The 26,341-nt window shown below is 73.4% G+C and carries 25 protein-coding genes; 18 read left to right on the forward strand and 7 right to left on the reverse strand.

Going from position 1 to position 26,341, the window contains the following annotated elements; all coding sequences use genetic code 11:
• Nucleotides 1-759, reverse strand: a complete 759-nt coding sequence (locus ACWGH0_RS09500) for a ZIP family metal transporter (RefSeq protein ID WP_453403579.1) — start codon at nt 757-759, stop codon at nt 1-3.
• A gap of 85 nt (nt 760-844) precedes the next feature.
• Here ACWGH0_RS09500 and cobM point away from each other — a divergent pair, with 85 nt between their 5' ends.
• From cobM to ACWGH0_RS09535, 7 genes are all read left to right on the forward strand, one after another.
• Nucleotides 845-1,702, forward strand: a complete 858-nt coding sequence (cobM, locus tag ACWGH0_RS09505) for a precorrin-4 C(11)-methyltransferase (protein ID WP_453403580.1) — start codon at nt 845-847, stop codon at nt 1,700-1,702.
• Nucleotides 1,699-2,973 carry a precorrin-6y C5,15-methyltransferase (decarboxylating) subunit CbiE gene (cbiE, locus tag ACWGH0_RS09510; RefSeq protein WP_453403581.1) on the forward strand — a complete coding sequence of 425 codons (1,275 nt, stop codon included), beginning with the start codon at nt 1,699-1,701 and terminating at the stop codon, nt 2,971-2,973. The genes cobM and cbiE overlap by 4 nt, the downstream gene beginning before the upstream one ends.
• Nucleotides 2,970-4,859 carry a precorrin-3B C(17)-methyltransferase gene (gene cobJ / locus ACWGH0_RS09515; RefSeq protein WP_453403582.1) on the forward strand — a complete coding sequence of 630 codons (1,890 nt, stop codon included), beginning with the start codon at nt 2,970-2,972 and terminating at the stop codon, nt 4,857-4,859. The genes cbiE and cobJ overlap by 4 nt, the downstream gene beginning before the upstream one ends.
• Nucleotides 4,856-5,497 (forward strand): precorrin-8X methylmutase, encoded by a 642-nt coding sequence (locus ACWGH0_RS09520; RefSeq protein WP_453403583.1) that lies wholly within the window; start codon nt 4,856-4,858, stop codon nt 5,495-5,497. Before cobJ ends, ACWGH0_RS09520 begins: the two co-directional genes overlap by 4 nt.
• On the forward strand, nt 5,494-6,393 hold the full coding sequence (locus tag ACWGH0_RS09525) for a sirohydrochlorin chelatase (RefSeq protein ID WP_453403584.1): 900 nt from the start codon (nt 5,494-5,496) through the stop codon (nt 6,391-6,393). Before ACWGH0_RS09520 ends, ACWGH0_RS09525 begins: the two co-directional genes overlap by 4 nt.
• A complete protein-coding gene (gene cobC / locus ACWGH0_RS09530) occupies nt 6,377-7,450 on the forward strand; it encodes an Rv2231c family pyridoxal phosphate-dependent protein CobC (RefSeq protein WP_453403585.1) in 1,074 nt (357 codons plus the stop codon). Before ACWGH0_RS09525 ends, cobC begins: the two co-directional genes overlap by 17 nt.
• A gap of 89 nt (nt 7,451-7,539) precedes the next feature.
• A complete protein-coding gene (locus ACWGH0_RS09535) occupies nt 7,540-8,196 on the forward strand; it encodes a class I SAM-dependent DNA methyltransferase (RefSeq protein WP_453403586.1) in 657 nt (218 codons plus the stop codon).
• A gap of 86 nt (nt 8,197-8,282) precedes the next feature.
• Here the strand turns inward: ACWGH0_RS09535 and ACWGH0_RS09540 are convergent, their stop codons facing one another.
• Complete coding sequence (locus ACWGH0_RS09540; protein ID WP_453403587.1) at nt 8,283-9,257, reverse strand: SCO1860 family LAETG-anchored protein; 975 nt, start codon at nt 9,255-9,257, stop codon at nt 8,283-8,285.
• 227 nt (nt 9,258-9,484) lie between these two features.
• Nucleotides 9,485-10,579 carry an amidohydrolase family protein gene (locus tag ACWGH0_RS09545; RefSeq protein WP_453403588.1) on the reverse strand — a complete coding sequence of 365 codons (1,095 nt, stop codon included), beginning with the start codon at nt 10,577-10,579 and terminating at the stop codon, nt 9,485-9,487.
• Between the two features lie 76 nt (nt 10,580-10,655).
• On the opposite strand from ACWGH0_RS09545, the gene ACWGH0_RS09550 reads away from it, so the two are divergent.
• The 5 genes from ACWGH0_RS09550 (at nt 10,656) to thpD (ending at nt 15,329) form a co-directional block, all read left to right on the forward strand.
• On the forward strand, nt 10,656-11,762 hold the full coding sequence (locus ACWGH0_RS09550) for a pyridoxal-phosphate-dependent aminotransferase family protein (protein ID WP_453403589.1): 1,107 nt from the start codon (nt 10,656-10,658) through the stop codon (nt 11,760-11,762).
• Between the two features lie 301 nt (nt 11,763-12,063).
• Nucleotides 12,064-12,597, forward strand: a complete 534-nt coding sequence (gene ectA / locus ACWGH0_RS09555; RefSeq protein ID WP_453403590.1) for a diaminobutyrate acetyltransferase — start codon at nt 12,064-12,066, stop codon at nt 12,595-12,597.
• Nucleotides 12,598-12,651: 54 nt separating this feature from the next.
• Complete coding sequence (gene ectB, locus ACWGH0_RS09560; RefSeq protein WP_453403591.1) at nt 12,652-13,920, forward strand: diaminobutyrate--2-oxoglutarate transaminase; 1,269 nt, start codon at nt 12,652-12,654, stop codon at nt 13,918-13,920.
• Between the two features lie 92 nt (nt 13,921-14,012).
• Complete coding sequence (locus ACWGH0_RS09565; RefSeq protein WP_069929355.1) at nt 14,013-14,411, forward strand: ectoine synthase; 399 nt, start codon at nt 14,013-14,015, stop codon at nt 14,409-14,411.
• Nucleotides 14,412-14,414: 3 nt separating this feature from the next.
• On the forward strand, nt 14,415-15,329 hold the full coding sequence (gene thpD, locus ACWGH0_RS09570; RefSeq protein ID WP_453403592.1) for an ectoine hydroxylase: 915 nt from the start codon (nt 14,415-14,417) through the stop codon (nt 15,327-15,329).
• Nucleotides 15,330-15,395: 66 nt separating this feature from the next.
• Here thpD and ACWGH0_RS09575 read toward each other — a convergent pair whose 3' ends face one another.
• The 3 genes from ACWGH0_RS09575 to ACWGH0_RS09585 all read right to left on the reverse strand — a co-directional run bounded on the left by ACWGH0_RS09575 (nt 15,396) and on the right by ACWGH0_RS09585 (nt 18,889).
• Nucleotides 15,396-16,451, reverse strand: a complete 1,056-nt coding sequence (locus ACWGH0_RS09575) for an aminotransferase class V-fold PLP-dependent enzyme (protein ID WP_453403593.1) — start codon at nt 16,449-16,451, stop codon at nt 15,396-15,398.
• Nucleotides 16,452-16,520: 69 nt separating this feature from the next.
• Complete coding sequence (locus tag ACWGH0_RS09580; protein ID WP_453403594.1) at nt 16,521-17,228, reverse strand: DsbA family oxidoreductase; 708 nt, start codon at nt 17,226-17,228, stop codon at nt 16,521-16,523.
• Between the two features lie 131 nt (nt 17,229-17,359).
• Nucleotides 17,360-18,889: an aldehyde dehydrogenase (NADP(+)) gene (locus ACWGH0_RS09585; RefSeq protein WP_453403595.1), complete on the reverse strand. Its 1,530-nt coding sequence runs from the start codon at nt 18,887-18,889 to the stop codon at nt 17,360-17,362.
• 118 nt (nt 18,890-19,007) lie between these two features.
• Here ACWGH0_RS09585 and ACWGH0_RS09590 point away from each other — a divergent pair, with 118 nt between their 5' ends.
• The 6 genes from ACWGH0_RS09590 (at nt 19,008) to ACWGH0_RS09615 (ending at nt 24,878) form a co-directional block, all read left to right on the forward strand.
• Entirely contained in the window at nt 19,008-19,778 is a 771-nt protein-coding gene (locus tag ACWGH0_RS09590; protein ID WP_453403596.1) for an IclR family transcriptional regulator, read from the forward strand.
• Between the two features lies 1 nt (nt 19,779).
• Nucleotides 19,780-20,253 carry a GNAT family N-acetyltransferase gene (locus ACWGH0_RS09595; protein WP_453403597.1) on the forward strand — a complete coding sequence of 158 codons (474 nt, stop codon included), beginning with the start codon at nt 19,780-19,782 and terminating at the stop codon, nt 20,251-20,253.
• Between the two features lie 79 nt (nt 20,254-20,332).
• Entirely contained in the window at nt 20,333-21,421 is a 1,089-nt protein-coding gene (locus ACWGH0_RS09600; RefSeq protein ID WP_453403598.1) for a hypothetical protein, read from the forward strand.
• Complete coding sequence (locus ACWGH0_RS09605) at nt 21,418-22,659, forward strand: sensor histidine kinase (RefSeq protein WP_453403599.1); 1,242 nt, start codon at nt 21,418-21,420, stop codon at nt 22,657-22,659. Before ACWGH0_RS09600 ends, ACWGH0_RS09605 begins: the two co-directional genes overlap by 4 nt.
• Nucleotides 22,660-22,697: 38 nt before the next feature.
• Nucleotides 22,698-23,312, forward strand: coding sequence for a response regulator (locus ACWGH0_RS09610; RefSeq protein ID WP_453403646.1), 615 nt, complete (start codon nt 22,698-22,700; stop codon nt 23,310-23,312).
• 114 nt (nt 23,313-23,426) lie between these two features.
• On the forward strand, nt 23,427-24,878 hold the full coding sequence (locus ACWGH0_RS09615; protein ID WP_453403600.1) for a peptidoglycan D,D-transpeptidase FtsI family protein: 1,452 nt from the start codon (nt 23,427-23,429) through the stop codon (nt 24,876-24,878).
• Between the two features lie 14 nt (nt 24,879-24,892).
• Here ACWGH0_RS09615 and ACWGH0_RS09620 read toward each other — a convergent pair whose 3' ends face one another.
• Nucleotides 24,893-26,275, reverse strand: coding sequence for a S28 family serine protease (locus tag ACWGH0_RS09620; RefSeq protein WP_453403601.1), 1,383 nt, complete (start codon nt 26,273-26,275; stop codon nt 24,893-24,895).
• Nucleotides 26,276-26,341: the final 66 nt, after the last annotated feature.

Below are 26,341 nucleotides of genomic sequence, written 5' to 3' on the forward strand. Positions count from 1 at the left end.
TCAGCCCGCGACGCCCACCACGAGCCAGACGAACGCCACGCCCGCGACCGTGCACAGCAGTGTCGAGCGGGCGGGGTGGTCGTGGTGGGCCTCGGGCAGGATTTCGGCGGCCGCGAGGTACAGCAGCGCGCCCCCGAAGAAGCCCAGGTAGCTGCCGAGAAGTTCCCCCGGAAGGGTGAACAGGACCGTGGACGCGGCACCCGCCACCGGGGCCAGCGCGTCCGCGAACAGCATCGCCACGGCCTTGCGGCGCGCGTTCCCGTACAGGCTGGTGAGCGTGTACGTGTTGAACCCGTCGGCGAAGTCGTGGGTGACGACGGCGAGCGCGACGGTCGTTCCCATGCCCTCGCCGACCTGGAAGGCGGCGCCGATCGCGATGCCGTCGAGCAGGCTGTGCCCGACCATCGCGCCGGCGGCGGTGAGTCCCACCTGGGGGACCCGCCCGCCCGCCGCCGGACCCTCGCCGCTGCCCGCCCCGGGGTCGTACGCGCCGTGCGCCGCCCGCCGTACGGCGAGCAGGCGCTCCACCAGGTGCGCCACCAGGAAGCCGCCGACGAACAGCAGGAGGGCCCGCGGTACGCCGAACACCTCGTCGCCCGCGGCCTCCAGCGCTTCCGGCAGCAGTTCGAGGCCGACGACGCCGAGCATCAGCCCGCCGGCCAGTCCGAGGACGAGGTGGCGGCGGTCGGTGACGCGCAGCGCCACCCAGCCACCGAAGAGCGTCATGAGGAACGCGCCGAGCGCGACGAACACCGCCATGTGCTCTTGCTAGTCGATCGACCCCCCGCCGCGCACATCCGTGATCACCCCCGCTGCACCCCTGAATCCCGAGAGGACCCCACTCATGGCCGATGCCCCCACCGGCAAGGTGACCTTCGTGGGCGCCGGCCCCGGCGCCGCCGACCTGCTGACCTTCCGTGCCGCGCGCGCGATCGCCGACGCCGACGTGGTGATCTGGGCGGCGAGCCTCGTACAGGCCGAGATCCTGGAGCACGCGCGTGAGGACGCCGAGATCCTGGACTCCGCCGCGATGTCCCTGGAGGACGTGGTGGCGGTGTACGAGCGGGCGCTGCGGGACGGGCTGAAGGTGGCCCGCGTGCACTCCGGCGACCCCGCGCTGTGGGGCGGCACGCAGGAGCAGGTCGACCGGTGCGACGCGCTCGGCCTGGACGTCGAGATCGTGCCGGGCGTCTCGTCCTTCTCGGCGGTCGCCGCGATCGCGCGGCGCGAGCTGACGATTCCCGAGGTCGCGCAGTCCGTGATCCTGACCCGGCTCGGCGGCGGCAAGACGCCGATGCCGCCCGGCGAGGAGGTACGGGAGTTCGCGCGGCACGGCACGACGATGGCCGTCTTCCTCTCGGCGGCCCGTTCGGGGCAGCTGACGGCGGAGCTCCTGGAGGGCGGCTACCCGACCGACACCCCGGTCGTCATCGCGTACCAGGTCACCTGGCCCGAGGAGCTGGTGCTGCGCTGCACGATCGCCACGCTGGAGGAGACGGTGAAGGAGCACAAGCTCTGGAAGCACACGCTCTTCCTGGTGGGGCCCGCGCTGTCCGCCTCCGGCACGCGCTCGCACCTCTACCACCCGGGCCACTTCCACGGGTTCCGCCGGGCGGACCGCGCGGCGCGCGCGGCGCTGCGCGCGGGCCGGCAGTCGGCACAGGCGGGCGCGGAACCCGCGGCGGGGAAGTCCGGCTCATGATCACTGTCTTCGGCACGGGGACGGGCGCCCCGCTCGGCCCCGACGCCCGTACGGCGCTCGACGCCGCCGGGCTCGTCGTCGGCGGCCGGCGGCACCTGGACGCCGCCGGGCTGCCCGACGGCACGGCCCGGGTGGTGCTGGGGCCGCTGGCGCCCGCGCTGGACGCGGTCGCGGAGCACCTGGCCAAGGCGGCGGACGGGCCCGGCGCCGGGGTCGTGGTGCTGGCCTCCGGCGACCCCGGGTTCTTCGGGATCGTACGGGCGCTGGCGGAACGGTTCGGCGCGGACGCCCTGGACGTACGGCCCGGCTCGCCGTCGGTGGCGGTGGCGTTCGCGCGGCTCGGGCTGCCGTGGGACGACGCGGTGGTCGTGAGCGCGCACGGGCGCGAGCTGCGGACCGCCGTCAACGTGTGCCGGGCGCACCCGAAGACGGCCGTCCTGACCGGGCCCGGCGCCGGGCCCGGCGAACTGGGCGCGGCCCTCGCCCGTACCGGCATCACGCGCACCCTCGTCGTGGCGTCGGCGCTCGGGGACGCGGACGGCGGCGAGCGCGTCGAGCGCCTCACGCCGTCGGAGGCGGCGGCGCGCGACTGGCCGGCCGCGGTCAGCGTCGTGGTGTGCCTCGACGCGTCCCGCACGCTCGCCCCGGCGCAGCGCACGGTCGCCGGACGCGGCGCGGGACCGGCCCGGTGGGCGCTGCCCGAGGCCGCGTTCGAGCACCGCGACTCCATGATCACCAAGTTCGAGGTACGGGCGCTGGCGCTCGCCAGGCTCGGCCCGCGCCTGGGCGACCTGGTGTGGGACATCGGGGCCGGTTCGGGTTCCGTGGCCGTGGAGTGCGCGCGGCTCGGGGCGGCGGCGATCGCGGTGGAGAAGACCTGCGACGGCGTCGAGCGCGTGCGCGCGAACGCCGCCGCGCACGGAGTCGACGTACAGACCGTGCACGGGGCTGCGCCGACGGTACTGTCCCAACTGCCCGAGCCCGACGCGGTGTTCGTCGGCGGCGGCGGGAGCGAGCTGCCCGCCATCGTGGCGGCGTGCGCGCGCAGGGCGCGGCGCACCGTCGTGGTCGCGCTGGCGGCGCTGGACCGGGTCCCGGCGGTTCGGGCGGCCCTGGCGTCCGCCGGGCTCGAACCCGAGGGCGTGCTGCTCCAGTCGTCGCGCCTCGCGCCGCTGCCCGGGGACGTGACCCGGCTCGCGGCCGCCAACCCCGTCTTTCTGCTGTGGGGCCACCGCCCCGCGGATCCGGCAAGTGAAGGAGCAGTTCAGTGATCGGCCTCATCTCCGCCACGGCGGCAGGCGCCGCGGCCCGCGACCGGCTGGCCGCGGCCTGGCCCGGTCGTACCCGGGTGTACGACGGCCCGGTGCGGGAGGCGGTCGGACGCGCCTTCGCCGAGTGCGACCAGTTGGTGTGCTTCCTCGCGACGGGAGCGGTCGTACGGCTTCTCGCCCCGCTCCTCGCGGACAAGGCGTCCGACCCGGGTGTGGTGTGCGTCGACGAGGCGGGGCGGCACGCGGTCGCGCTCCTCGGCGGCCACGGCGGCGGCGCGAACGAACTGGCGCTCGCCGTGTCGGACGTCCTGGGCTGCGCCCCGGTGGTCACGACGGCCACCGACGCCACGGACATACCCGGCCTGGACACGCTGGGCTGGCCCGTCGAGGGCGCGACGGCGGCGGTGACCCGCGCCATCCTGGACGGCGAACCGGTCACGCTGGCGGCGGACGCGGTGTGGCCGCTGCCGCCGCTGCCGGGCAACGTCACGCGGGAGAACGCCATGCGCGCGGACGCCACGCGGTCGGGCGACGCCGGGCACGACGGCGAGGACGCCGTCGGCATGGCGGAGGCCACGGCGGCCGCCGCCGTGCCGGTGGGCGGGCTGCCGGGGGCCATGGCCGCCACCGTCGCCGCCGGCGTCGTCGCCGAGGCCGCCGTCGCCGAGGCGGCGCGTGAGGCGCACGAGGCGCCCGCCGTGGTGCGCGTCAGCGACCGGCTCCTCGGCATCGGGGAGCGCGAGGCCGTGCTGCGACCGCCGTCGCTGGTCGTCGGGGTGGGCGCCAGCAGGGGCGCGTCCGCCGACGAGGTCTCCGAACTGATCGGGCGGACGCTCGCGGAAGCCGGACTGTCGGCACGTTCCGTCGCCGCGCTCGCGACCGTGGACGCCAAGGCGGACGAGGCCGGGATCGTGGAGGCGGCGGCCCGCCTCGGTGTGCCACTGCGGACGTACGCCGCCGAGCAGCTGGCCCGTATCGACGTGCCGAACCCGTCGGGGGCGCCGCTGGCGGCCGTCGGCACGCCGTCCGTCGCGGAGGCCGCCGCCCTCGCCGGTGGCGGCGAACTCGTCGTACCGAAGCGCAAGGCGGCCCCCGAGGGCCGGGCGGCGATGGCCACCTGCGCGGTCGTGCGCCGCGCGCCGCGCGGCCGGCTCGCGGTCGTCGGACTCGGGCCGGGCGCCCGCGACCTGCTGACGCCGCGGGCCCGCGACGAGATCCGGCGCGCCTCGGTGCTCGTCGGACTCGACCAGTACGTGGACCAGATCCGGGACCTGCTGCGACCGGGCACCCGGGTGCTGGAGTCGGGGCTCGGCGCCGAGGAGGAGCGGGCCCGTACCGCCGTGGCGGAGGCCCGCGCCGGGCACGCGGTCGCGCTCATCGGGTCGGGGGACGCGGGCGTGTACGCCATGGCGTCGCCCGCGCTCGCCGAGGCGAGCGACGACATCGACGTCGTCGGCGTACCGGGCGTGACGGCGGCGCTGGCCGCGGCCGCGATCCTGGGGGCGCCGCTCGGCCACGACCACGTCTCGATCAGCCTGTCCGACCTGCACACGCCGTGGGAGGTCATCGAACGGCGGGTCCGGGCCGCGGCCGAGGCCGACATCGTCGTGACGTTCTACAACCCGCGCAGCCGGGGCCGCGACTGGCAGCTCCCCAAGGCGCTGTCGATCCTCGCGGAGCACCGCGAGCCCACGACGCCCGTCGGCGTGGTCCGCAACGCCTCGCGACCGGACGGAACAAGCCGCCTCACCACGATCGCCGCGCTCGACCCGGCGACCGTCGACATGATGACCGTCGTGGTCGTCGGCAACACCGCCGCCCGCGAGATCGCCGGCCGCATGGTGACACCGCGCGGCTACCGCTGGCAGACGGAGGGACCGCGATGACGACCGGCACGACACCGACGACGGACACGGCCGACAGGATCGTCCACCCCATCGAGCAGGAGTCCTTCCGGCGCCTGCGCTCCCGCCTCGACACCTCCCACTTCCCGCCGCTGACGCGGGCCGTCGTGGAACGGGTCATCCACTCGGCGGCGGACCTGGAGTACGCCACCGACCTGGTCTGCGACGAGCGCACGCTCCGCACCGCGCACGCCGCGCTGCACGCCGGCGCGCCGGTCGTCGTGGACGTGGAGATGGTCGCGGCGGGCATCACCCGGCGGGAGACCGTGTGCCGGCTGAAGGAGGCGAAGGCGGGCCCGGAGCTGACCCGCAGCGCCCACGCGATCAGGCTGGCCTACGAGCAGGTGGGGCCCGGGGCCCTGTGGGTGATCGGCTGCGCGCCCACCGCGCTGGAGGAGCTGCTGCTCCTCGACGCCGAACCCGCTCTCGTCATCGGCCTGCCCGTCGGTTTCGTCGGGGCGGCCGAGTCCAAGGCGGCGCTGCGCGAGAGCGGTCTGCCGGCGGTCAGCAACGTGTCGGAGAAGGGCGGTTCGGCGGTCGCGGCGGCGGCCTTGAACGCCCTGCTCTACACCCCTCTCGCGCACGACACCCCCACCCCCCTCACCAAGGAGAAAGCGTGACCACCGCGCCCGCACTGCTCATCGCCGGCCACGGCACCCGGGACGAAGCCGGGGCCGGGGCCTTCCGCGACTTCGTCGGGGAACTGGGCCGGCGCCATCCCGAACTGCCCGTCGCGGGCGGCTTCATCGAGCTGTCGCCGCCGCCGCTGGGCGACGCGGTGACCTCGCTGGTCGAGCGGGGCGTCTCGCGCTTCGCGGCCGTTCCCCTGATGCTCGTGTCCGCGGGTCACGCCAAGGGCGACATACCGGCCGCGCTGTCCCGCGAGAAGGAGCGGCACCCGGGGATCTCGTACACCTACGGCCGTCCGCTCGGCCCGCACCCGGGGCTGCTCGCCGTGCTGGAGCGGCGGGTCGACGAGGTGCTCGGCGAGGTGGACAGGTCGGACGTGACCGTGCTGCTCGTGGGGCGGGGCTCGACCGACCCGGACGCCAACGCGGAGGTGCACAAGGCGGCACGACTGTTCTGGGAGGGACGGGGGTACGCGGGGGTGGAGACCGCGTTCGTGTCGCTCGCCGCGCCGGACGTGCCGAGCGGACTCGACCGCTGCACCAGGCTCGGGGCCCGGCACATCGTGGTCCTGCCGTACTTCCTCTTCACCGGGATCCTGCCGGACCGGGTGAAGGAGCAGACGCGGGACTGGGCCGAGGCGCACCCGGGGACCGAGGTGCGCTCGGCCGACGTGATCGGCCCCACCGAGGAGTTGATGGACCTCGTGATGGAGCGCTACCGGGAAGCCGTGAAGGGGGACCTGCGGATGAACTGCGACTCCTGCGTCTACCGCATCGCCCTGCCGGGCTTCGAGGACAAGGTGGGGGCGCCGCAGCAGCCGCACTTCCACCCGGACGACGACGGACACCACCATCACCACCACGGCAGCCATGCACACGCCCACTGAGACCGGCGCGCAGTTCCCGGCGCACGATCTGCGGCACCACGGGGACGCCGAGGTCCGCGAGGGCGGTCTCACCGATCTCGCGGTCAACGTACGGGCCGGCACTCCCCCGCAGTGGCTGAAGGCCCGTGTCGCGGCCTCCCTGGACACGCTCGCGGCCTACCCGGACGGGCGGGCCGCGCGCGCGGCGGTCGCGGAGCGGCACGGGCTGCCGGTGGAGCGGGTGCTGCTGACGTCCGGCGCGGCGGAGGCGTTCGTGCTGCTCGCGCGGGCGCTCGCGGTGCGGCGGCCCGTCGTCGTGCACCCGCAGTTCACGGAGCCGGAGGCGGCGCTGCGGGACGCGGGGCACGAGGTCGGGCGGGTGCTGCTGCGGGAGCGGGACGGGTTCCGGCTGGATCCGGCCGACGTGCCCGAGGACGCGGACCTGGTGGTGATCGGCAATCCGACCAACCCCACGTCGGTCCTGCACCCGGCGGAAGACATCGTCCGGCTGGCCCGTCCCGGGCGGACGCTGGTGGTGGACGAGGCGTTCATGGACGCGGTGCCGGGCGAACCGCAGGCCCTGGCGGGGCGCACGGACGTGCCCGGCCTCGTGGTCCTGCGCAGCCTGACGAAGACGTGGGGCCTGGCCGGCCTGCGCATCGGTTACGTCCTGGCGGCGCCGGCGACCGTCGCGGCGCTGGAGCGCGCCCAGCCGCTGTGGCCGGTGTCGTCGCCCGCGCTGGCCGCCGCGCAGGCGTGCGTCGCTCCGGCGGCGCTCGCGGAGGCGCAGCGGGCCGCGCACCGGGTGGCGGAGGACCGGGCGCACCTGCTGGCCGGTCTGGCGGAGTTCGATGAGGTGCGGGTGGTCGGGGAGGCCGAAGGGCCGTTCGTACTGGTACGGATGGACCGGGCCGACGAGGTACGGGTACGCCTGCGCGGCCTGGGCTTCGCGGTGCGCCGGGGGGACACGTTCCCGGGCCTCGGCCCGCAGTGGCTGCGCCTGGCCGTACGCGACCGCGCGACGACCGGCCGCTTCCTCCAGGCCCTGGACCAGGCACTGACGCTGGTCGGACGCTGACCGCGGGGGCGCCGGGGGTCGCACCCCCGCCGCCCCGGCCGCGAGCCCCTGGCCACGGCAACACGGCCTGTGCGCCGTAGGGTTGGCGCGTGAGTGAACCTTCGTACCTGGCCGCGGTCCGGGAGTCGTACGACACCGTCGCCGGTGACTACGCGGCACGCGTCAAGTCGCCGGGCGAGATGAGCGCGCCGTCCCGTGCGATGCTGACCGCGTTCGCGGAACTCGTACGGGGCGCCGGCCTCGGGCCGGTCGCGGACCTCGGGTGCGGGCCCGGCCGGGTGACGGCGTACATGGCCGGTCTCGGGCTGCCCATGATCGGCGTCGACCTGTCACCGGAGATGATCCGGTTCGCCCGGCGCGCCCACCCCGGCCTTGCGTTCGCGGTGGGCTCGATGACCGCGGTGGGGCTCGGGAGCGGCACGCTCGGCGGCGTTCTGGCCTGGTACTCCACGCACCACACACCGCCCGAGTCGCTGCCGGTGCTGTTCGCGGAGTTCCGCCGCGTGCTCGCGCCCGGCGGCCACCTGCTGCTGGGCGGGCACGCCGGGGACGAGGAGGTGCGACCGGCGCGGGCCTACGGCCGCCCCGTGTCGTACACGTCCTACTTCCTGCCCGTGGACCGCATCGCCGCACTGCTGACCGGTGCCGGTCTCGTCGTCACCGCGCGGCTGGAGGAGGCGCGGGACGAACCGGCCACGAGGTCGTACGTCTGCCTCCTCGCCCGGAAGCCGGACGCGTCACCGTAGCCCGGCGTGGGACCGGGGCGGCGCGGCCGGGTCCGTCGGGCCCGGCCGGCCTTTCGCCCCGTGGGGGCCCCGGATCCGCCCTCGGGTCAGGCGCCGTTGCGGGACCGGCGCCGGGCCGCCGCCAGGGCGCCGCCGCCTGCCGCGAGCAGGAGGGCCGATCCGCCCGCGAGGTAGGGGGTCGCCGAACTGCCGCCCGTCTCGGCCAGGTCCGCCTCCGGCGCCGGTTGCGTCTGGGGCTTCACGTCCGGCGCGGGGGCGCCGGGTTCATCCTGCGGCGCCTCCTTCGCGGGCGGGGCCTTCGGCGACTCGCACGTCGCGGCGGCGAGCGTCACCGTGCCCTCGACCTCGGCGACGTTCAGCTTGAGCGGGTTCACCGACACCTTGAGTTCGAGCGCCGTGGCCGCCGCCGTACGGGAGGTGGTGTGCGTCTTCGACAGGTCGAGCGTCACCACGCCCACCGCCGGCACCTCGACCCGCGTCGGCCCGCCCGCCGACAGCGTGACCTTCTTGCCGAGCACGGTCACCGCGCCCAGGACGTTCGACTCCGCGACCGGCTGCGCGCCCGCCTCGCACCGGGCCTTCGAGGTGACCTTCTCGACCTCGACGAGGGAGAGCAGCGGCAGCCCGGGCACGTGCACCTTGGCGTGCGCGAGGTTGACGTACCCCTCGGCGCGGTGCTTGTCGGCCGTCGCCTTCGCCGTGGCCACGTCGGCGCGCAGCACGTTGACCGGACCGTTCTGCTCCACGCCGTCCAACTCGACCGTCAGCGCGGTCTTCCCGGCGTTCCCCGGGGCCTCGACCTCGTTGAGCGCGGCGGTCAGCGGCACGTCGACCGTCTTGTCGAGCAGGGAGACGTCGAGGCCGGTGCGGAGCACCACGGCGCTCGCCTTCCCGTCGCCCGCACCGCCGGTGGCGTGCGCCGCGGGGGCGAGGAGCAGTGCGCCGGCGGGGCCCGCGGTGAGGGCGGCGGCAGCCGCCGCGGCTGCGGACCGGCGCGTGAACCGGCGTACGGGCCGGTCCGCGGACCGGCGTGCGGGCATGCTGAAGAAGGTGCTGTTCAAGGTGGTGGAACCCCCACGAGTGACACGGCGCCGCCCGGCGCACTCCACGGGGACACGTGAGCGCCGGGGCAGCTGAGACACAGGAATACTTACGCACTTAGAGTGAACGGTCAGCCACCTGCGGTGAGTTCACCCCTTCGTGGGGTTTCCGCCCTGGCATTCGAATCTCGGCACCCCGCCACGCACGCCCGTTCCCCCGCGTCGGCCGGAGACGGCCGGCCGTTCCGTCACCCCGAGACGATCCGCCCGTTCAGGATGATCCGCCGCGGCGCCGCCAGCACCCGTACGTCCGCGCGCGGGTCCTCTTCGTACACCACCAGGTCCGCCGGGTCGCCCTCCTCCAGCAACGGCCGCCCGAGCCACCGGCGGGCGCCCCACGCCGTGGCCGAGAGGGCCTCGGTCGGGGGGATGCCCGCCTTCACCAGTTCCGCGACCTCGTCCGCCACCAGTCCGTGGGCGAGCGAGCCGCCGGCGTCCGTGCCGACGAAGACCGGGACGCCCGCGTCGTACGCCGCGCGGACCGTGTCGTACCGGCGCGCGTGCAGCTCGCGCATGTGCGCCGACCAGCGGGGGAACTTCGCCTCGCCGCTGTCCGCGAGGTGCGGGAACGTGCCGATGTTGACGAGTGTCGGCACGATCGCGACGCCCCGCTCCGCGAAGAGCGGAATGGTGTCCTCGGTGAGGCCCGTGGCGTGCTCGACGCAGTCGATGCCCGCTTCGACGAGGTCGCGCAGCGACTCCTCCGCGAAGCAGTGCGCGGTGACGCGGGCGCCGAGCCGGTGCGCCTCGGCGATGGCCGCCTCGACCTCGCCGCGCGGCCAGCACGCGCCCAGGTCCCCGGTCTCCCGGTCGAGCCAGTCGCCGACGAGCTTGACCCAGCCGTCGCCGCGCCGCGCCTCCCGGGCGACGTACGCCACCAGGTCGCCCGGCTCGATCTCGTGGGCGTAGTTGCGGATGTACCGGCGGGTGCGGGCGATGTGACGGCCCGCCCTGATGATCTTCGGCAGGTCGGCGCGGTCGTCGATCCAGCGGGTGTCGGACGGCGATCCGGCGTCCCGGATCAGCAGCGTGCCCGCGTCCCGGTCGGTGAGCGCCTGCTTCTCGCTGGTCGCCTCGTCGACGGGACCGTGCCGGTCGAGTCCGACATGGCAGTGCGCGTCGACGAGACCGGGCAGCGCCCAGCCGTGGACGACCGGCACGTCGCGGACGCCGAGGGGCCGTTCGTAGGTGATCCTGCCGTCGACGGCCCACAGCTCGTCCCGTACGTCGTCGGGCCCGGCGAGCACCCGCCCCTTCACCCGCAGCACCATGCGATCGCTCATGCACAGCACTCTACGAGGGGGCGGTTACGCTCGGCCGGGAGAGATCGAACATCCGAAGATCGAAGAGAGCTCCGCCGTGACACACCCGCTTCTGGACCTGCCCCCGCTGACCGCCGCGCACTTCGCGGCCATCGAACGCCGGGTCGCCTCGCTGCTCTCCACCGAGCAGGACGTGGTCGTCATGCAGGGCGAGGCGCTGCTGCCCCTCGAAGGCTGCATCCGGGGCGGCGCCCGTCCCGGCTCGGCCGCGCTCAACGTGGTGACGGGCCCGTACGGACAGACCTTCGGGAACTGGCTGCGCGACTGCGGCGCGGCCGTCTTCGACCTCACCGTGCCGTTCGACACGGCGGTCACCGCCGGGCAGATCGCGCGGGCGCTCGAAGAGCACCCGGAGATCGACTTCGTCTCGCTGGTGCACGCGGAGGCCGCGACCGGCAACACCAACCCCGTCGCGGAGATCGGTGAGGCCGTACGGTCCCACGGCGCCCTGTTCATGCTGGACGCGGTCGCCTCGGTGGGCGCCGAGCCCCTGCTGCCCGACGCCTGGGGCGTCGACCTGTGTGTGATCGGGGCGCAGAAGGCGATGGGCGGGCCGGCCGGGGTGTCCGCCGTGTCGGTGAGCGAGCGGGCCTGGGAGCGCTTCGCCGCGAACCCCGCCGCCCCGCGCCGCTCGTACCTCTCCCTGCTGGACTGGAAGGAGCGCTGGATCGACGGCGGGCGCAGGGCGCTGCTGCACGCGCCCGCGCAGCTGGAGATGCTGGCGCTGGAGGCGTGCCTGGAGCGCATCGACGCCGAGGGGCTCGGCGCGGTGCAGGCCCGGCACCAGGCCGCAGCGTCGGCCACCCGCGCGGGAGCGCTCGCGCTGAGCGGCGGCCTGGAGCTGTACGTCCACGAGGCGCGGGAGGCCGCTCCGGTCGCCACGACGCTGCGCACCCCGGCCGGGGTCAGCGCGTCGGAGGTCGTCGCCAAGGCGCTCGCCGCCGACCCGTCCCTGCCGCTCGTCGCGGGCGGCGGAGCGCTGTCCGAGGAGATGATCCGCGTCAATCACTACGGCGCGGACGCCACGCGGGACGTGGTCGGGTCGTCGCTCGCCGCCATCGGGGCGGCACTGACCGAGTCGGGTGCGCATGTCGACTCCGAAGGTGCCCGAAAGGCCGTGGCGGAAACCTGGCCCAGCGCATAGGTTGTATGAATTCAGTGAATTAACGGATAACGGGAAGCCGCTTTATCAGCGCAGCTTCCCGTTTTCTTCTGCCCCGTTTCCCGGACCGTAAACGCCAAGGTTTCAACAAGAACTCGGCCGGGTTTCGACGGTGTGACCGACCCCACAACGAAGACGATTTGCCCGGTTATTTCCGGTCAAATCGCCCGCATTTGCAGTCTGCTCGCGGGAAGACCGGTCTCGCGCGATAACACATGACGCGCTCCCACCCAACCCCTTCCGACGATGCACTTTTTGAATTTGCTCGGTAAATTCCTTCCGCATGACCGCCGCACCAGCAGACCTTGCAAGTGCCCGAAGCGAATTCCTGCAGATCGATGCTCCGCGAGTGGAGGACGGAGCCGCGATCTGGCGCATCGCCCGCGACTCCCAGGCCCTGGACCTCAACTCCTCGTACAGCTATCTGCTGTGGTGCCGCGACTTCGCGGCGACGTCCGTCGTGGCCAGGGACAGCCCCGGGGGTGAGCCGATCGCCTTCATCACGGGCTACATACGCCCCGAGCGCCCCGAGACCCTCGTCGTGTGGCAGGTCGCCGTCGACCACGACCACCGCGGCCGGGGGCTGGCCGGCACGCTCCTGGAGGCGCTGACCGAGAAGGTCGCCGCCCGGCACGGGGTGACGACGGTCGAGACGACCGTGACCCCGGACAACACCGCTTCCAACCGGCTGTTCACCTCCTACGCCGAGCGGCGCGGAGCGGGCCTCGAACGCGAAGTGCTCTTCGACGGCGGGCTGTTCCCCGAGGGAACCCACCTGCCCGAGGTGCTGTACCGCATCGGCCCGCTCGCCGCCTGAACCGGCCCCTCCCCCTTCCCCCTTCGTACGTCCTCTCTCTCCCAGGAGACCGCTGTGACCATCACTCCCCCCGCCCTGAGCGTCTTCGAAACCCTGGAATCCGAGGTACGCAGCTACTGCCGCGGCTGGCCGGCCGTGTTCGACCGCGCGCAGGGCAGCCACCTGCACGACGAGGACGGCCACACCTACCTCGACTTCTTCGCCGGCGCCGGTTCGCTCAACTACGGCCACAACAACCCGGTGCTGAAACGGGCGCTGATCGACTACATCGAGCGCGACGGCATCACCCACGGCCTCGACATGGCGACGGCTGCCAAGCGCGCCTTCCTGGAGACCTTCGAGAACGTCGTCCTGCGGCCGCGCGACCTGCCGTACAAGGTGATGTTCCCCGGCCCGACCGGCACCAACGCCGTCGAGGCCGCGCTCAAGCTCGCCCGCAAGGTCAAGGGCCGCGAGTCGGTCGTGTCCTTCACCAACGCCTTCCACGGCATGTCGCTCGGCTCGCTCGCCGTCACCGGCAACGCGTTCAAGCGCGCCGGCGCGGGCATACCGCTCGTGCACGGCACGCCCATGCCGTTCGACAACTACTTCGACGGCCAGGTCCCGGACTTCCTGTGGTTCGAGCGCCTGCTGGAGGACCAGGGCTCGGGCCTCAACAAGCCCGCCGCCGTGATCGTGGAGACGGTCCAGGGCGAGGGCGGCATCAACGTGGCCCGCGCCGAGTGGCTGCGCGCGCTCCAGGACCTGTGCCACCGCCAGGACATGCTGCTGATCGTCGACGACATCCAGATGGGCTGCGGCCGTACGGGCGGCTTCTTCTCCTTCGAGGAGGCCGGCATCACCCCGGACATCGTCACGCTGTCGAAGTCCATCAGCGGTTACGGCCTGCCCATGTCGCTCTGCCTGTTCAAGCCGGAGCTGGACGTCTGGGAGCCGGGTGAGCACAACGGCACCTTCCGCGGCAACAACCCGGCCTTCGTCACCGCCACCGCCGCGCTCAACACGTACTGGGCGGACGGCCAGATGGAGAAGCAGACGCTGGCCCGCGGCGAGCAGGTCGAGCGGGCGCTGCTCTCCATCGCCGACGAGAACGCCGGGGCCGGCGTGAGCTTCCGCGGCCGCGGCCTGGTCTGGGGCATGGAGTTCGCCGACAAGTCGCGCGCCACCGCCGTCTGCCGCCGCGCCTTCGAGCTCGGCATGCTGCTGGAGACCTCGGGCCCGGAGAGCGAGGTCGTCAAGCTGCTGCCGGCGCTCACCATCACCCCCGAGGAGCTCGACCAGGGCCTCAGCATCCTGGCCCGCTCCGTCCGCGAGACCGGCTGAGGACGGCCGCGCACGGGGTCACCAAGACCTGAACGCCCGCACGCCCGGCGTCCCAGGCAGTACCGAAGCAACACAGAAGGGCTCAACTCACCGTGATCGTCCGATCGTTCAAGGACATAGAGGGAACCGACCGCCATGTGAAGGCCGCTTCCGGGACCTGGGAGAGCAAGCGCATCGTGCTCGCCAAGGAGAAGGTCGGCTTCTCGCTCCACGAGACCGTGCTGTACGCGGGCACGGAGACGTCGATGTGGTACGCGAACCACATCGAGGCCGTGCTCTGCACGGAGGGCGAGGCCGAGCTCACCAACGACGAGACCGGCGAGACCCACTGGATCACGCCGGGCACGATGTACCTGCTGGACGGCCACGAGCGCCACACCATGCGCCCCAAGACCGACTTCCGCTGCGTATGCGTCTTCAACCCTCCCGTCACCGGACGGGAGGACCACGACGAGAACGGTGTCTACCCGCTGCTGACCGAGGAGGTCTGAACCATGACCGACGTACTGACCGCACATACCGAGACCCGACGCGCCGACCTCTACCCGACGCGCGGCGCCGCCGAGGTGACCACCCCCCGCCAGGACCCGGTCGTCTGGTCCGCGCCCGGCGCGCCGGGGCCGATCGAGCCGACCGAGCTCATGGGCTTCGAGCGGGACGGTTTCCTCACCGTCGACCAGCTCATCACGCCGGAAGAGGTGTCGCTCTACCGGGCGGAGCTGGAGCGGCTGATCGGCGACCCGGGCGTGCGCGCGGACGAGCGCTCGATCATCGAGCCGAAGTCGCAGGACGTACGGTCGGTCTTCGAGGTGCACCGCATCAGCGAGATCTTCGCGCGGCTCGTGCGGGACCCCCGGGTCGTCGGCCGGGCCCGTCAGATCCTCGGCTCGGACGTGTACGTCCACCAGTCGCGGATCAACGTCAAGCCGGGCTTCGGGGCCTCGGGGTTCTACTGGCACTCGGACTTCGAGACGTGGCACGCCGAGGACGGTCTGCCGAACATGCGGACCGTGTCCGTCTCGATCGCGCTGACCGAGAACTACGACACCAACGGCGGCCTGATGATCATGCCGGGGTCGCACAAGGAGTTCCTGGGCTGCGCGGGTGAGACGCCCAAGGACAACTACAAGCGCTCGCTCCAGATGCAGGACGCCGGCATCCCGTCGGACGAGGTGCTGACGCGCATGGCGGACCGCCACGGCATCCGGCTGTTCACCGGCAAGGCCGGCTCGGCGACCTGGTTCGACTGCAACGCGATGCACGGCTCGGGCGACAACATCACGCCGTACGCGCGCAGCAACGTCTTCATCGTCTTCAACAGCGTGGAGAACACGGCGGTCGAGCCGTTCGCCGCGCCCGTACGCCGTCCCGAGTTCATCGGCGCGAGGGACTTCACGCCGGTGAAGTGAGGGCAGCGTACGACGCGGGCGATGCCGGGCGGGCTTGGTGGAGACCGGGCCCGCCCGGCGTCGTGCTCAGCCGGCGAGCACGTCCAGCGTGCGGTCCACGTCGGCGGTGGTGTTGTAGAGGTGGAACGAGGCGCGCAGGTTGCCCGCCCGCACGGACACGGCGATGTCCGCCGCCGCCAGCGCGTCGACCCGGTGCGCGAGGCCCGGGACGGCCACGACCACGGAGTCGCCGGGGACCGGCGTGTGGCCGAGCGACACGAGCCCTTCGCGGTAGCGCGCGGCGAGGGCCAGGTCGTGCTCGCGCACGGTGGCGATGCCGACTTCCTCCAGGAGCGCGAGGGCGTGCTCGGCCCCGGCGTACGCGAGGGAGGGCGGCGGCTCGTCGAACCGGCGCGCGCTGCGGGCCAGCCGGCCGACCGGACCGTAGGTGCTGCCCCAGATGTCCTCGCCGGCGATCCATCCGGCGTGCAGCGGCGTGAGGGATTCCTGCGCCTCCTCCGTGACGGTGAGGAACGAGGTGCCGCGCGGCGCCAGCAGGTACTTGTAGCCTCCGGCGACCGTGTAGTCGTAGAGCCCCGCCTCGAACGGGAACCAGCCCACCGCCTGGGTCGCGTCGACCAGCGTGCGGGCCCCGTGCGCGGCGGCCGCCGCCCGTACGGCGTCGAGGTCGGCGACGCGCCCGTCGGCGGACTGCACCGCCGACCAGGCCACCAGCGCGGTCCCGGGCCGCACGGACTCGGCCAGCGCCTCCAGCGGCACGTACCGCGTCTTGAGGTCGCCGCGGACCGCGAAGGGGTTGACCACCGAGGAGAAGTCCCCCTCGGGGCACAGGACTTCGGCCCCGGGAGGCAGGGAGGCCGCGATCAGGCCGACGTGGACGGAGACCGCCGTGCCCACGGCGACCCGCTCCTCGGGGACGCCGACGATACGGGCGTAGGAGGCCCGTGCGGCGGCCACCGGGGCGAAGTCGAAGGTGTCCCGTCCGGTGGCGTTGAGTTCGGCCGCGGCCTTGACTGCCGCCACCACGCGGCGGGGCGACAGGCCGCAGGACGAGGTGTTGAGGTACGTCGTCTCCGGCGCGAACTCGGCGGCCACGACGTCGGTGAGAGTCAGGGGCTTCATGCCCCTACTCTGCTATGCCGCCAACTCCCCGTCCACGGCATATCTTTGGCTGCTCTCTCCAAGTGAGACTTATACGCCGCACGCCCCGGCGGCGTCGCACGTCTGGCCGCCCGAGCCGGCCGTGGCGAGCGGTGTGACCACGCGGCTCTCCCACGCCTGCTCCAGCGCCCGGGTGAAGACCTCGGCGGGCTGGCCCCCGGAGATGCCGTAACGCCGGTCGAGGACGAAGAACGGCACGCCGCTCGCGCCCAGCTCGGCGGCCTCGCGCTCGTCGCCGCGCACCTCCTCGGCGTACGCGCTCTCGTCATCCAGCACCGCGCGCGCCTCGTCGGCGTCGAGCCCGGCCTCCACGGCCAGGTCAAGGAGCACCCGTGTGTCGAAGACGGACCGCTCCTCGGCGAAGTTGGCGCGGTAGGCGAGGTCGAGCAGCTCGTCCTGGCGGCCGCGGGCCTTGGCGAGGTGCAGCAGCCGGTGGATGTCGAAGGTGTTGCCGTGGTCCCGGCCTTCGGTCAGGAAGCCGAGCCCCTCGGCGCGCGCGTGGGAGGCGACCTGCTCCTCCATGGCCCGCACCTCCTCGTGCGTGCGCCCGTACTTCCTGGCCAGCATGCCGGTCACCGGTTCGGTGACGCCCTTGGGGCTCGCGGGGTCGAGCTCGAAGGAGCGGTGCACCACCTCGATGCCGTCCCGGTGCGGGAAGGCGGCCAGCCCCTTCTCGAAGCGGGCCTTGCCGATGTAGCACCAGGGGCAGGCGATGTCGCTCCAGATCTCGACGCGCATGTGGTTCTTCACTCCAGGTCAGTCGGTGTGCGGGGGCGGAGGGCGCCTCCGCTCCCCGCTCAACAGCCGACCGGAGCGACTCATTCCCGCCGTCGGGAGGGGCAGGGGCCCGGGCCCCTGCCCTGCGGTCCCTACTCCTGGCGGCCGTCCACCCGGCGCGGCAGGCCCTCCGGGTTGTCGTCGCGCAGCTCCCGCGGCAGCAGGGCCTGCGGCGTCGACTGGTACGTGACCGGCCGCAGCCACCGCTCGACGGCCGTCGCGCCCACCGACGTGGAGGTCGAGGTCGTCGCCGGGTACGGCCCGCCGTGGTGCTGCGCGGGGGCGACGGCGACGCCCGTCGGCCACCCGTTGACGAGCACGCGCCCCGCGAGCGGCGTCAGCTCGGCGAGCAGCTCGGCTCCGGCGCCCGCGTCGCCCGCCTCCTCCTGCGCGGAGAGCTGGAGCGTGGCGGTGAGGTTGCCCGGCAGCCGGGACAGCACGGCCCCGATCTCGGCGGGTTCCTCGTAGCGCGCGACCACGGTGACGGGTCCGAAGCACTCCTCCAGGAGCAGGTCGTGCGCCCCCTCCTCGGCCAGCAGCCGCGCCGGGACGGTGAGGAAGCCCGCGCTCACGGTGTGCTCGCCGCCCGCGCCGGGGGTGACGGGGGCCTGCGTGTCGGGCAGCCCCGCCCGCTCCCGCACGCCCTCGACGAACGCGTCGCGCATGCGGTGGTCCAGCATGACGCCGGGGTCGGTGTCGCTGAGCGCCGCGGTGAGCGACTTCAGCAGCCGGTCGCCGGCCGCGCCCTCGGGGGCGAGCACGAAGCCCGGCTTGGTGCAGAACTGCCCGGCGCCCAGCGTCAGGGAGCCGGCGAGCCCCGCCCCGATCTGCTCGGCCCGCTCCTCCGCGGCGGCCGTCGTGATCACGACCGGGTTGAGGGAGCCGAGTTCGCCGTGGAAGGGGATCGGGGCGGGCCGGGCCGCCGCGGCGTCGAAGAGCGCCCGGCCGCCGCGCACTGAACCGGTGAAGCCGGCTGCCGCGACCAATGGGTGGCGCACCAGCTCGATGCCCGCGTCGAAGCCGTGGAGCAGGCTCACCACGTCCTCGGACAGGCCGACCCGGGCCGCCGCCCTGCGCAGTACGGACACGCAGAGTTCCGACGTGGCGGGGTGGTCGGGGTGCGCCTTGACCACCACCGGGCAGCCCGCAGCGAGCGCGCTGGCGGTGTCTCCGCCGGGCACCGAGAAGGCCAGCGGGAAGTTGCTGGCCGCGTAGACGGCCACGACGCCCAGCGGGATCTTGAAGCGGCGCAGGTCGGGCCAGGGCGGGGTCTTCGTACCGTCCTCGTGGTCGATCCTGATGTCGAGGAAGGCCCCCTCGTCGACGACGTCCGCGAACGCCCTGAGCTGGGCCGTCGTACGGGCGAGTTCGCCCGTCAGCCGGGCCGGGCCGAGCGCGGTCTCCGCGTCGGCCGCCTCGACGACGTGCGTCACGGCCTCGTCGAGGAGACCGGCGGCGGTGCGCAGGAGGGCGGACCGCACCGCGCGGTCGGCGAGGGCGGAGCGAACGGCGTGCGCGGACCGCACCGCGCGGTCGACCTCCTCCGCCGTGGCCTCGACCGCGACCTGCTCGCGCGGCTTCCCCGTTCGGGGGTCGACACTCCAGACTGGTGTAGCTGCCACCGTGGCGTCCTTCCAGCTGTTCGGTATTCTGAACAGAGTTCCTGATACTGAATATGCTGGGGACTCTATTAACGGACGTTCTGAGCGGTCAAGAGTGGCCAAGAAGGGGCGAGGCTCAATGTCAACTGCCGATACGGGCGGTGCGCAGGTCAAATCGGCGGTGCGGACCGTGGAGTTGCTCGAATTCTTCGCCGGCCGCCCCGGCATGCACTCCCTCGCCGCGGTCCAGGAGGCCGTCGGGTACCCCAAGTCCAGCCTCTACATGCTGCTGCGCACCCTGGTCGAGCTCGGCTGGGTCGAGACGGACGCGACGGGCACGCGGTACGGCATCGGCGTACGGGCGCTGCTCGTCGGCACGTCGTACATCGACGGCGACGAGGTCGTGGCCTCCGCCCGCCCCACCCTGGACCGGCTCTCCGACGACACGACGGAGACCATTCACCTGGCCCGCCTCGACGGTACGAACGTCGTGTACCTCGCCACCCGCCAGTCCCAGCACTACCTGCGCCCCTTCACCCGGGTCGGCCGCCGCCTGCCCGCGCACTCGACGTCCCTGGGCAAGGCGCTGCTCGCGACGCACACCGACGAACAGGTGCGCAAGCTGCTGCCGGAGACGCTGCCGGCGCTGACCGAGCACACCATCACCGACCGCGAGAAGCTCATCCAGGAGCTGCACCTCGTCCGCGAACAGGGGTACGCCGTCGACCGCGAGGAGAACACGCTCGGCCTGCGCTGCTTCGGCGTCGCCATCCCGTACCGGACGCCGGCCCGGGACGCCATCAGCTGCTCGGTGCCGGTCGCCCGGCTCACCCCGGCGCACGAACAGATGGTCAAGGACGCCCTGTTCGACGCGCGCGACCGGCTGACGCTCGCCACCCGCAGGCTCTGACGTGGCGCCCGACGTGACGCTGCGCGAGGTCCTGCCGGACGACCTCGGGCTCTTCTACGCCCATTTCCAGGACCCCGAGGCCAAGCGGATGGCGGCCTTCGGACCGGCCGGTCCGGTGGACCGCGCCCGGTTCGACGCGCACTGGGAGCGCAACATCGCCGAGTACGTCGTGCGGACCGTCCTCGCCGACGGTGAGGTCGCGGGCAGCGCCTGCGTGTACGGGGAGCCGGGCGACCTCCAGGTGACGTACTGGATCGACCGGGCCCACTGGGGCCGGGGGGTGGCCACCGCCGCCCTGGGCGCGCTGCTCGAAGTGGTCGGGGAACGGCCGCTGTTCGCGCGCGCCGCGGCGGACAACGCCGGGTCGCTGCGGGTGCTGGAGAAGTGCGGGTTCACCGTCACGGGGCGCGAGCGCGGGTTCGCGAACGCGCGCGGGGCGGAGATCGACGAGCTGGTCCTCGTCCTCACCGGCTGAGCGCTCTCCCCCGCGCGGGGGAGACGGTTCACCCCTGTGCGGGAGGTGGCGCCGCGGCCGGTCCGGGAGCGTGGACGCCATGACCGAGACCACGCACGCTCCCCCGTCCCGGGGCCGTCGCCCCGCCTCCGCGCCCGTCGGGCGGCTGCGCGCCTCGCTGCGCGCGGCCGCCGTCGTCTCCTGCGTGCCGTACGTCGCTCTGAAGATCGCCTGGCTCGCGGGCAGCCGCGCCGGGATCCCCGACGGCAGCGTGCTCCTCGACCACCCCGGTCCGCTGGCGGTGGCCAACGTCGTCACGGTGCTCATGGACACGGCCGTCGTCGCCCTGGCCCTGCTGCTGACCCAGGCCTGGGGCCTGCGCGTACCGGCCTGGCTGCCGGCGCTTCCCCTGTGGGTGGCGACGGGGCTGCTGGCGCCGATCATGACCGGGTACCCCCTCCAGTTGCTGGCGCGGGCGGTCACGGACGCGCCGGGCGCGGGCGCGCCCGGCGGCAGCGAACCGTTCCTCGACGCATGGGTCTTCGCGGTCGTCTACACGGGCTTCATCGTTCAGGGCCTCGCGCTCGGCGGCCTCTTCGCCCTGTACGTCCGCGACCGCTGGGGGCAGATGCTGCGGGGCACGGTGGGTGACCTGCCGCGCTCGGCCGCCGGGCCCGGGCTGAGGGCGGCCGGTGTCGGCGCGTCGGTGCTCGCGGCGCTGGCCGCCGTGCCGCACGCCCTGTGGGCCGCCGGCGTGACCGCGGGACTCGGCCGGGACCGGATCGAGGGCAGCACGGCGGAATTCCGCCTGCTGGAAGGGACGTACGTCCTGTTCGCCGCCGTGACCGTGGCCGGGGTCCTGGCACTCGTGCTGCGGCGCGGTCGCGGCCTGCCGGTGCGGACGCCACTGGCGCTCGCCTGGGTGGGGTCGGCCGTGCTCGGGTGCTGGGGCGCCTGGCTGCTCGTCGCCTCACTGATGCCGGTGGCCGGGGAAGCAGATCGGGCCACCACGCCGATGATGCTGACCTACGCTGTGCAGACGCTCGCCGGTCTGGTGGTGTTGGCCGCGGGAGCCCGCTTCCTGCGGGGCGGCCGGATCGGCGGCCCCACGGACGGCGGGGCGGGCGTACGGGCGGGGAGCCGGGCGAGCGGCCGGGCACGGGGACGGATACGGGGACGCACGGCGTGAAGCGGTTGTTCGGGGCGCGGGCCCGCCTGCGCTGGATCCATCTGGTCCTCGGCGGCGCGCTGTCGATGCCGTACTTCCTCCTCGGCAGCGTCTTCGTGGGCCCGTTCATCGGCAACGACAACGTCTTCACCTCCACGACGCTCCAGCTCACCGCCTTCGCCGTCGCGCTGCCGGTGGCCGCGCTCACGGCGTTCTTCCCCCTGGTCCGGCCCTTGTCCGTGGGGGCGGTACGGGCGTTGTGCGCGGTGCCGGACGGGCGGCTGGCCGACGGCCCGCCGCGGTCCACGGCGGCGCGGGTGCGGACCGCCGGCTGGTTCACGCTGCATCTGGGCCTCGGCGGCATCATCAGCGGCATGACGCTCGCGGTGCCGCCGTTCGCGGGCGTACTGATCCTCCTGCCGCTGCTGACCCGGCTGCGCGGCGTCCCGCGAGGTCTGCCCGAAGTCCTCACCCGCACCTGGACGATGGCCCTCGCCCCGGTCGCCGGGGTCGCGATGCTGGTGGCGCTCGCGGCGTGCGCGGCACTGGCGGGGGCACTGCTGGCCCGCTGCGCGCCGCTGCTGCTCGGGCCGACACCGGCCGACCGGCTGGCGGCGGCGGAGCGGCGGGCCGCGGATCTCGCCGTACGCAACCGGCTGGCCCGCGAGCTGCACGACTCGGTGGGGCACGCGCTGAGCGCGGTCACACTCCAGGCGGGGGCGGCGCGGCGGGTGCTGGACAGCGACGTGGAGTTCGTACGGGAGGCGCTGACCGCGATCGAGGAGACCACGCGCCGCACGGTGGGCGAACTGGACGCCGTGCTCGGCCTGTTGCGCCGGGGAGAGGACGCCGACGGCGACCTCCCGGGACCGGGCCTCGACGTACTGGAGGACCTGCTGGCCCGCAGCGGGGTGGAGGTCGCGTACACGCGGGAGGGTGATCCGGTCGCCCGGCTGCCGAATCAGGTGTCCCGCGAGGCCTACCGCATCATCCAGGAAGGGCTGAGCAACGCCCTGCGCCACGGCGACGCCGCCCCGGTGTCGCTACGGATAGCCCTGCGGGGCGAGGAGTTGGAGATCGTGATGGAGAACGCGCTGCCCGGGAGGGCTCCCGTCGTACGGCCCGGAGGCGGCCGGGGCCTGCCCGGCATGGCGGAGCGGGCCACTCTGCTCGGCGGACGCGCCGCGGCCGGGGCGGACGGCGGCGTGTGGCGGCTCACGGCCCGCCTGCCGGCCGGCGGCGCGGGAGGACGGCGGTGAACGCGCCGGTCAGGGTCGTGCTCGCCGACGACGAGCGCATGGTCCGCACCGCGCTGCGCGTCATCCTCGACGCCGAGCCCGGCCTGGAGGTCGTCGGGGAGGCGGCGACGGGCGCCGAGGCCGTGTCGGTGGTGCGTGAGCTGCGGCCCGACGTGGTGCTGATGGACGTGCGCATGCCCGGGATCGACGGCATCCGTGCCACCGAGCAGATCGTCGGGGGCATGGACGGCCCCCCGCGCATCGTCGTCGTCACCACCTTCGAGAACGACTCCTACGTGTACGACGCGCTGCGGGCCGGCGCCGCCGGGTTCCTGCTGAAGCGCGCCGCGGCGGAGGACCTGGTGCAGGCGGTCCGGCTGGTGGCGCGCAGCGACTCGCTGCTCTTCCCCGCGGCCGTGCGGGACCTGGCCGCCGAGTACGCGCGGCGGCGGCCCGCGCCGCCGCCCTGGGCCGGGCGGCTGACCGACCGGGAGGCCGAGGTGCTGCGGCTCATGGCGACGGGGCTGACCAACGCGGAGATAGCCGGCCGGCTGCGGGTCGGACCCGCGACGGCGAAGAGCCATGTGGCGGCCGTGCTGGCGAAGACGGGGGCGCGCGACCGGACGCAGGCGGTGATCGCGGCGTACGAGTCGGGTTTCGTCGCACCGCGCTGAGCCCCGCCCCGAGGTCGCCCGGCCCACCGGGTGTGCCGCACGGCGGATGAGGATTGTCTGAGAAGTGCCGCCGGGTGGAACGCGCCCGGGCGTCCCGTTCGTCTCTCGTACGGGATGAACAAGACAATCAGGCGCGCCTCGGTCTTCTGCCTGCTTCTGGTGCTCGCCCTGCTGGTGCGGATCACCTGGGTGCAGGCGTATCAGGGCCAGGCCCTCGCGGACGACAAGCACAACCGGCGGAAGGTCATCGCGCAGTACGCGCAGCCGCTCGGGAACATCGTCGTGGCCGGTTCTCCGGTCACCGGATCGAAGAGGACGGAGGGCAGTGATCTCCAGTACAGGCGGACCTACACGGACGGCGAGCTCTACTCGGCCGTCACCGGGTACAGCTCGCAGGCGTACGGAGCCACCCAGCTCGAAGGCATCTACAGCGACGTCCTCGACGGGTCCGACACCCGGCTGAAGAACCCGGCCGACCTGCTCCTGAACAAGCGGAGCGACCCCGGCGACGTCGTCACGACGATCGACCCCGGCGTGCAGAAGGCGGCGTACCAGGCGCTGGGCGACAAGAAGGGCGCGGCGGTCGCGATCGACCCGAAGACGGGGCGGATCCTCGGCATGGTGTCCACGCCCTCGTACGATCCGTCACGGATCAGCGGGACGACGGACGGCGACGCCTGGAAGCGGCTGACCGGCGACAAGGACAAGCCGATGGTCAACCGGGCCCTGCGCCGGCCGCTGCCGCCGGGCTCCACGTTCAAGCTGGTGGTCGCCGCGGCGGCGCTGGAGGACGGGCGCTACGCATCGGTCGACGACCAGACGGACAGCCCCGATCCGTACACGCTGCCCGGCACCCGGACCGTGCTGAGGAACGAGAACGCGTCGGCGCCGTGCGAGGACGCGACGCTGCGCACCGCGCTGCAGTACTCGTGCAACAACGTCTTCGCGAAACTGGCCGTCGATCTGGGCCAGGACAAGGTGCAGGCGATGGCGGAGAAGTTCGGCTTCAACACGGAGAAGCTGGACGTGCCGGTGCGCGCCTCGCCCAGCGTGTACCCGTCGGGCATGGACGAGGCGCAGACGGCGCTCACGGGCATCGGCCAGTTCGACGTGACGGCGACCCCGCTCCAGATGGCGATGGTCTCCGCGGCCCTCGCCAACGGCGGCGAGCTCGCGGCGCCGCACATGGTCTCCAAGGTGACCGACGCGGACGGCGACACGCTGGAGGAGACCGGGGACGGGGACGGCGAGCGGGTCGTGTCGTCCTCGACCGCAGAGCAGTTGCGCAGCGCGATGGTGACGGTCGTCGAGGACGGCACGGGCACGAACGCGCGGATCGGCGGCGCCGAGGTCGGCGGCAAGACGGGCACCGCGCAGCACGGCGTGGCCAACAGCGAGACGCCGTTCGCGTGGTTCACGTCGTACGCGAAGGACGGTTCGACCGGCAAGGAGGTGGCGGTGGCGGTCGTCGTCGAGGACTCAGGCGCGGCGCGCTCGGAGGTGAGCGGGAACGGCCTGGCGGCCCCCATCGCCGAGAAGACGATGAGGGCGGCGCTCAGCCGCTGACGCGGGGCGCGGGCCTACCGGCCGGCCCAGCGCTTGACCGTGGCCTCGGCCTCGGCCCGGTCGGAGGGCGTGAGCCTGGAGATGAGCGCCCCGTGGTTGGTGTCGGGTGCGACGTACAGGTGCGAGTCGTGCTTGCCGGGCCTGAACCGCTCGGCGCTCCACGGGTCGTTCTGCCCGTACACGAACATCATGCGCTCCCCCCGGGTCGCCACCCAGCGGTCGATGTCCTTGATGACACGGCCGTCGTACGTGGTGCGCATGTCGGAGGGCAGCACCGAGTTGGGCTGGTAGATGTCCGGGTACCTGCGGACATCGCGCAGGTGCTTGAACTTCAGGTCCGCCCAGCCGAGCTGGGCGGCCGCCTGACGGTAGTAGGGACCCGCGCCCTCGGACCCGTTGCCCTGGTCGGAGTAGATGCTCAGACCGTGGCCGAGGGACCACGCGTACAGCTCGTCGTCGGTCGCCTTCTCGGCGTCCGGGACGGACGGGCAGTCGGTGTACGTACCGCTCTGCCAGAAGTTCCACACCTGGTCGAGCACCGAGAACTCGAAGGCGCGGTCGGCCGAGCCGAGGTACGTGAACGTGAGGCCCTGTTCCTTGGAGGTGGCCTCGAAGCGCGACAGCATCGCCCCGCGCCGCACGAGCATCTCGCGCTGCACGGCGTCGAGGGCGGTGCGGCACCGGGGGGTGCCGACGGTGCGGAAGAAGTTCTCGTAGACGCTGTCGTCACGGTTGTTCGCGTCGTTCGGCGCGACGTACGCGACGACCGCGTCCAGGTCGTCCGGGTAGAAGCGCTCGTGGTAGACCTGCGTCATACCCCCCTTGCTGGCGCCGGTCCCCAGCCACTTCCCCCGGTAGACGCTCTTGAGCGCCTGGACGATGGCGTGCTCGTCGCTCGCCTGCTGCCAGACGTTCAGGTCGTCCCAGTCGACGGCGGCGGGACGCGAGGTGTTGAAGTAGCGGTGCTCCACGCTGACCTGGTTCGCACCGAGCAGCGTCGTGATCTCGCGGGTGCCCGAGGACAGTCCGTAGCCGCCCGTGTAGTGGACGACCGGCGCCGTCTCGGACTTGTGCCACAGCGTGAGGCGCTGCGCGAAGGTGCCGCTGCCGGGGTCGCTGTGGTCGACGGGCTGAGTGAGCGTCAGCGTGTAGAAGGGAAAACCGCCCTTGTCGGCCACCGAAACGACCGTCAGGCCGGGGACGCGCTCCAGCTTTTCGCGGATGTCGTCGGCTGCCGCCGGTGCGGCCGCTGCCGTGGCGGGCCCTGAGGCCGTGGCCGCCGCCGGCGCGTGCGTCGCGGTCCTGTCGGTGGTGGCGAGTGCGGGCGAGGCGGCCGACAGACCGGTTGCCGCTATGAGACCGGCACAGAGCAGAGAAGGCAGGACCTGGGTGCGCACGCGGAAGTCCCCTCGGTCGGAGATGAGCGATGGATGCGACGCGCCGCATGGTATGCGTTTTCGGTC

The organism is Streptomyces sp. NPDC054887 (assembly GCF_053610585.1).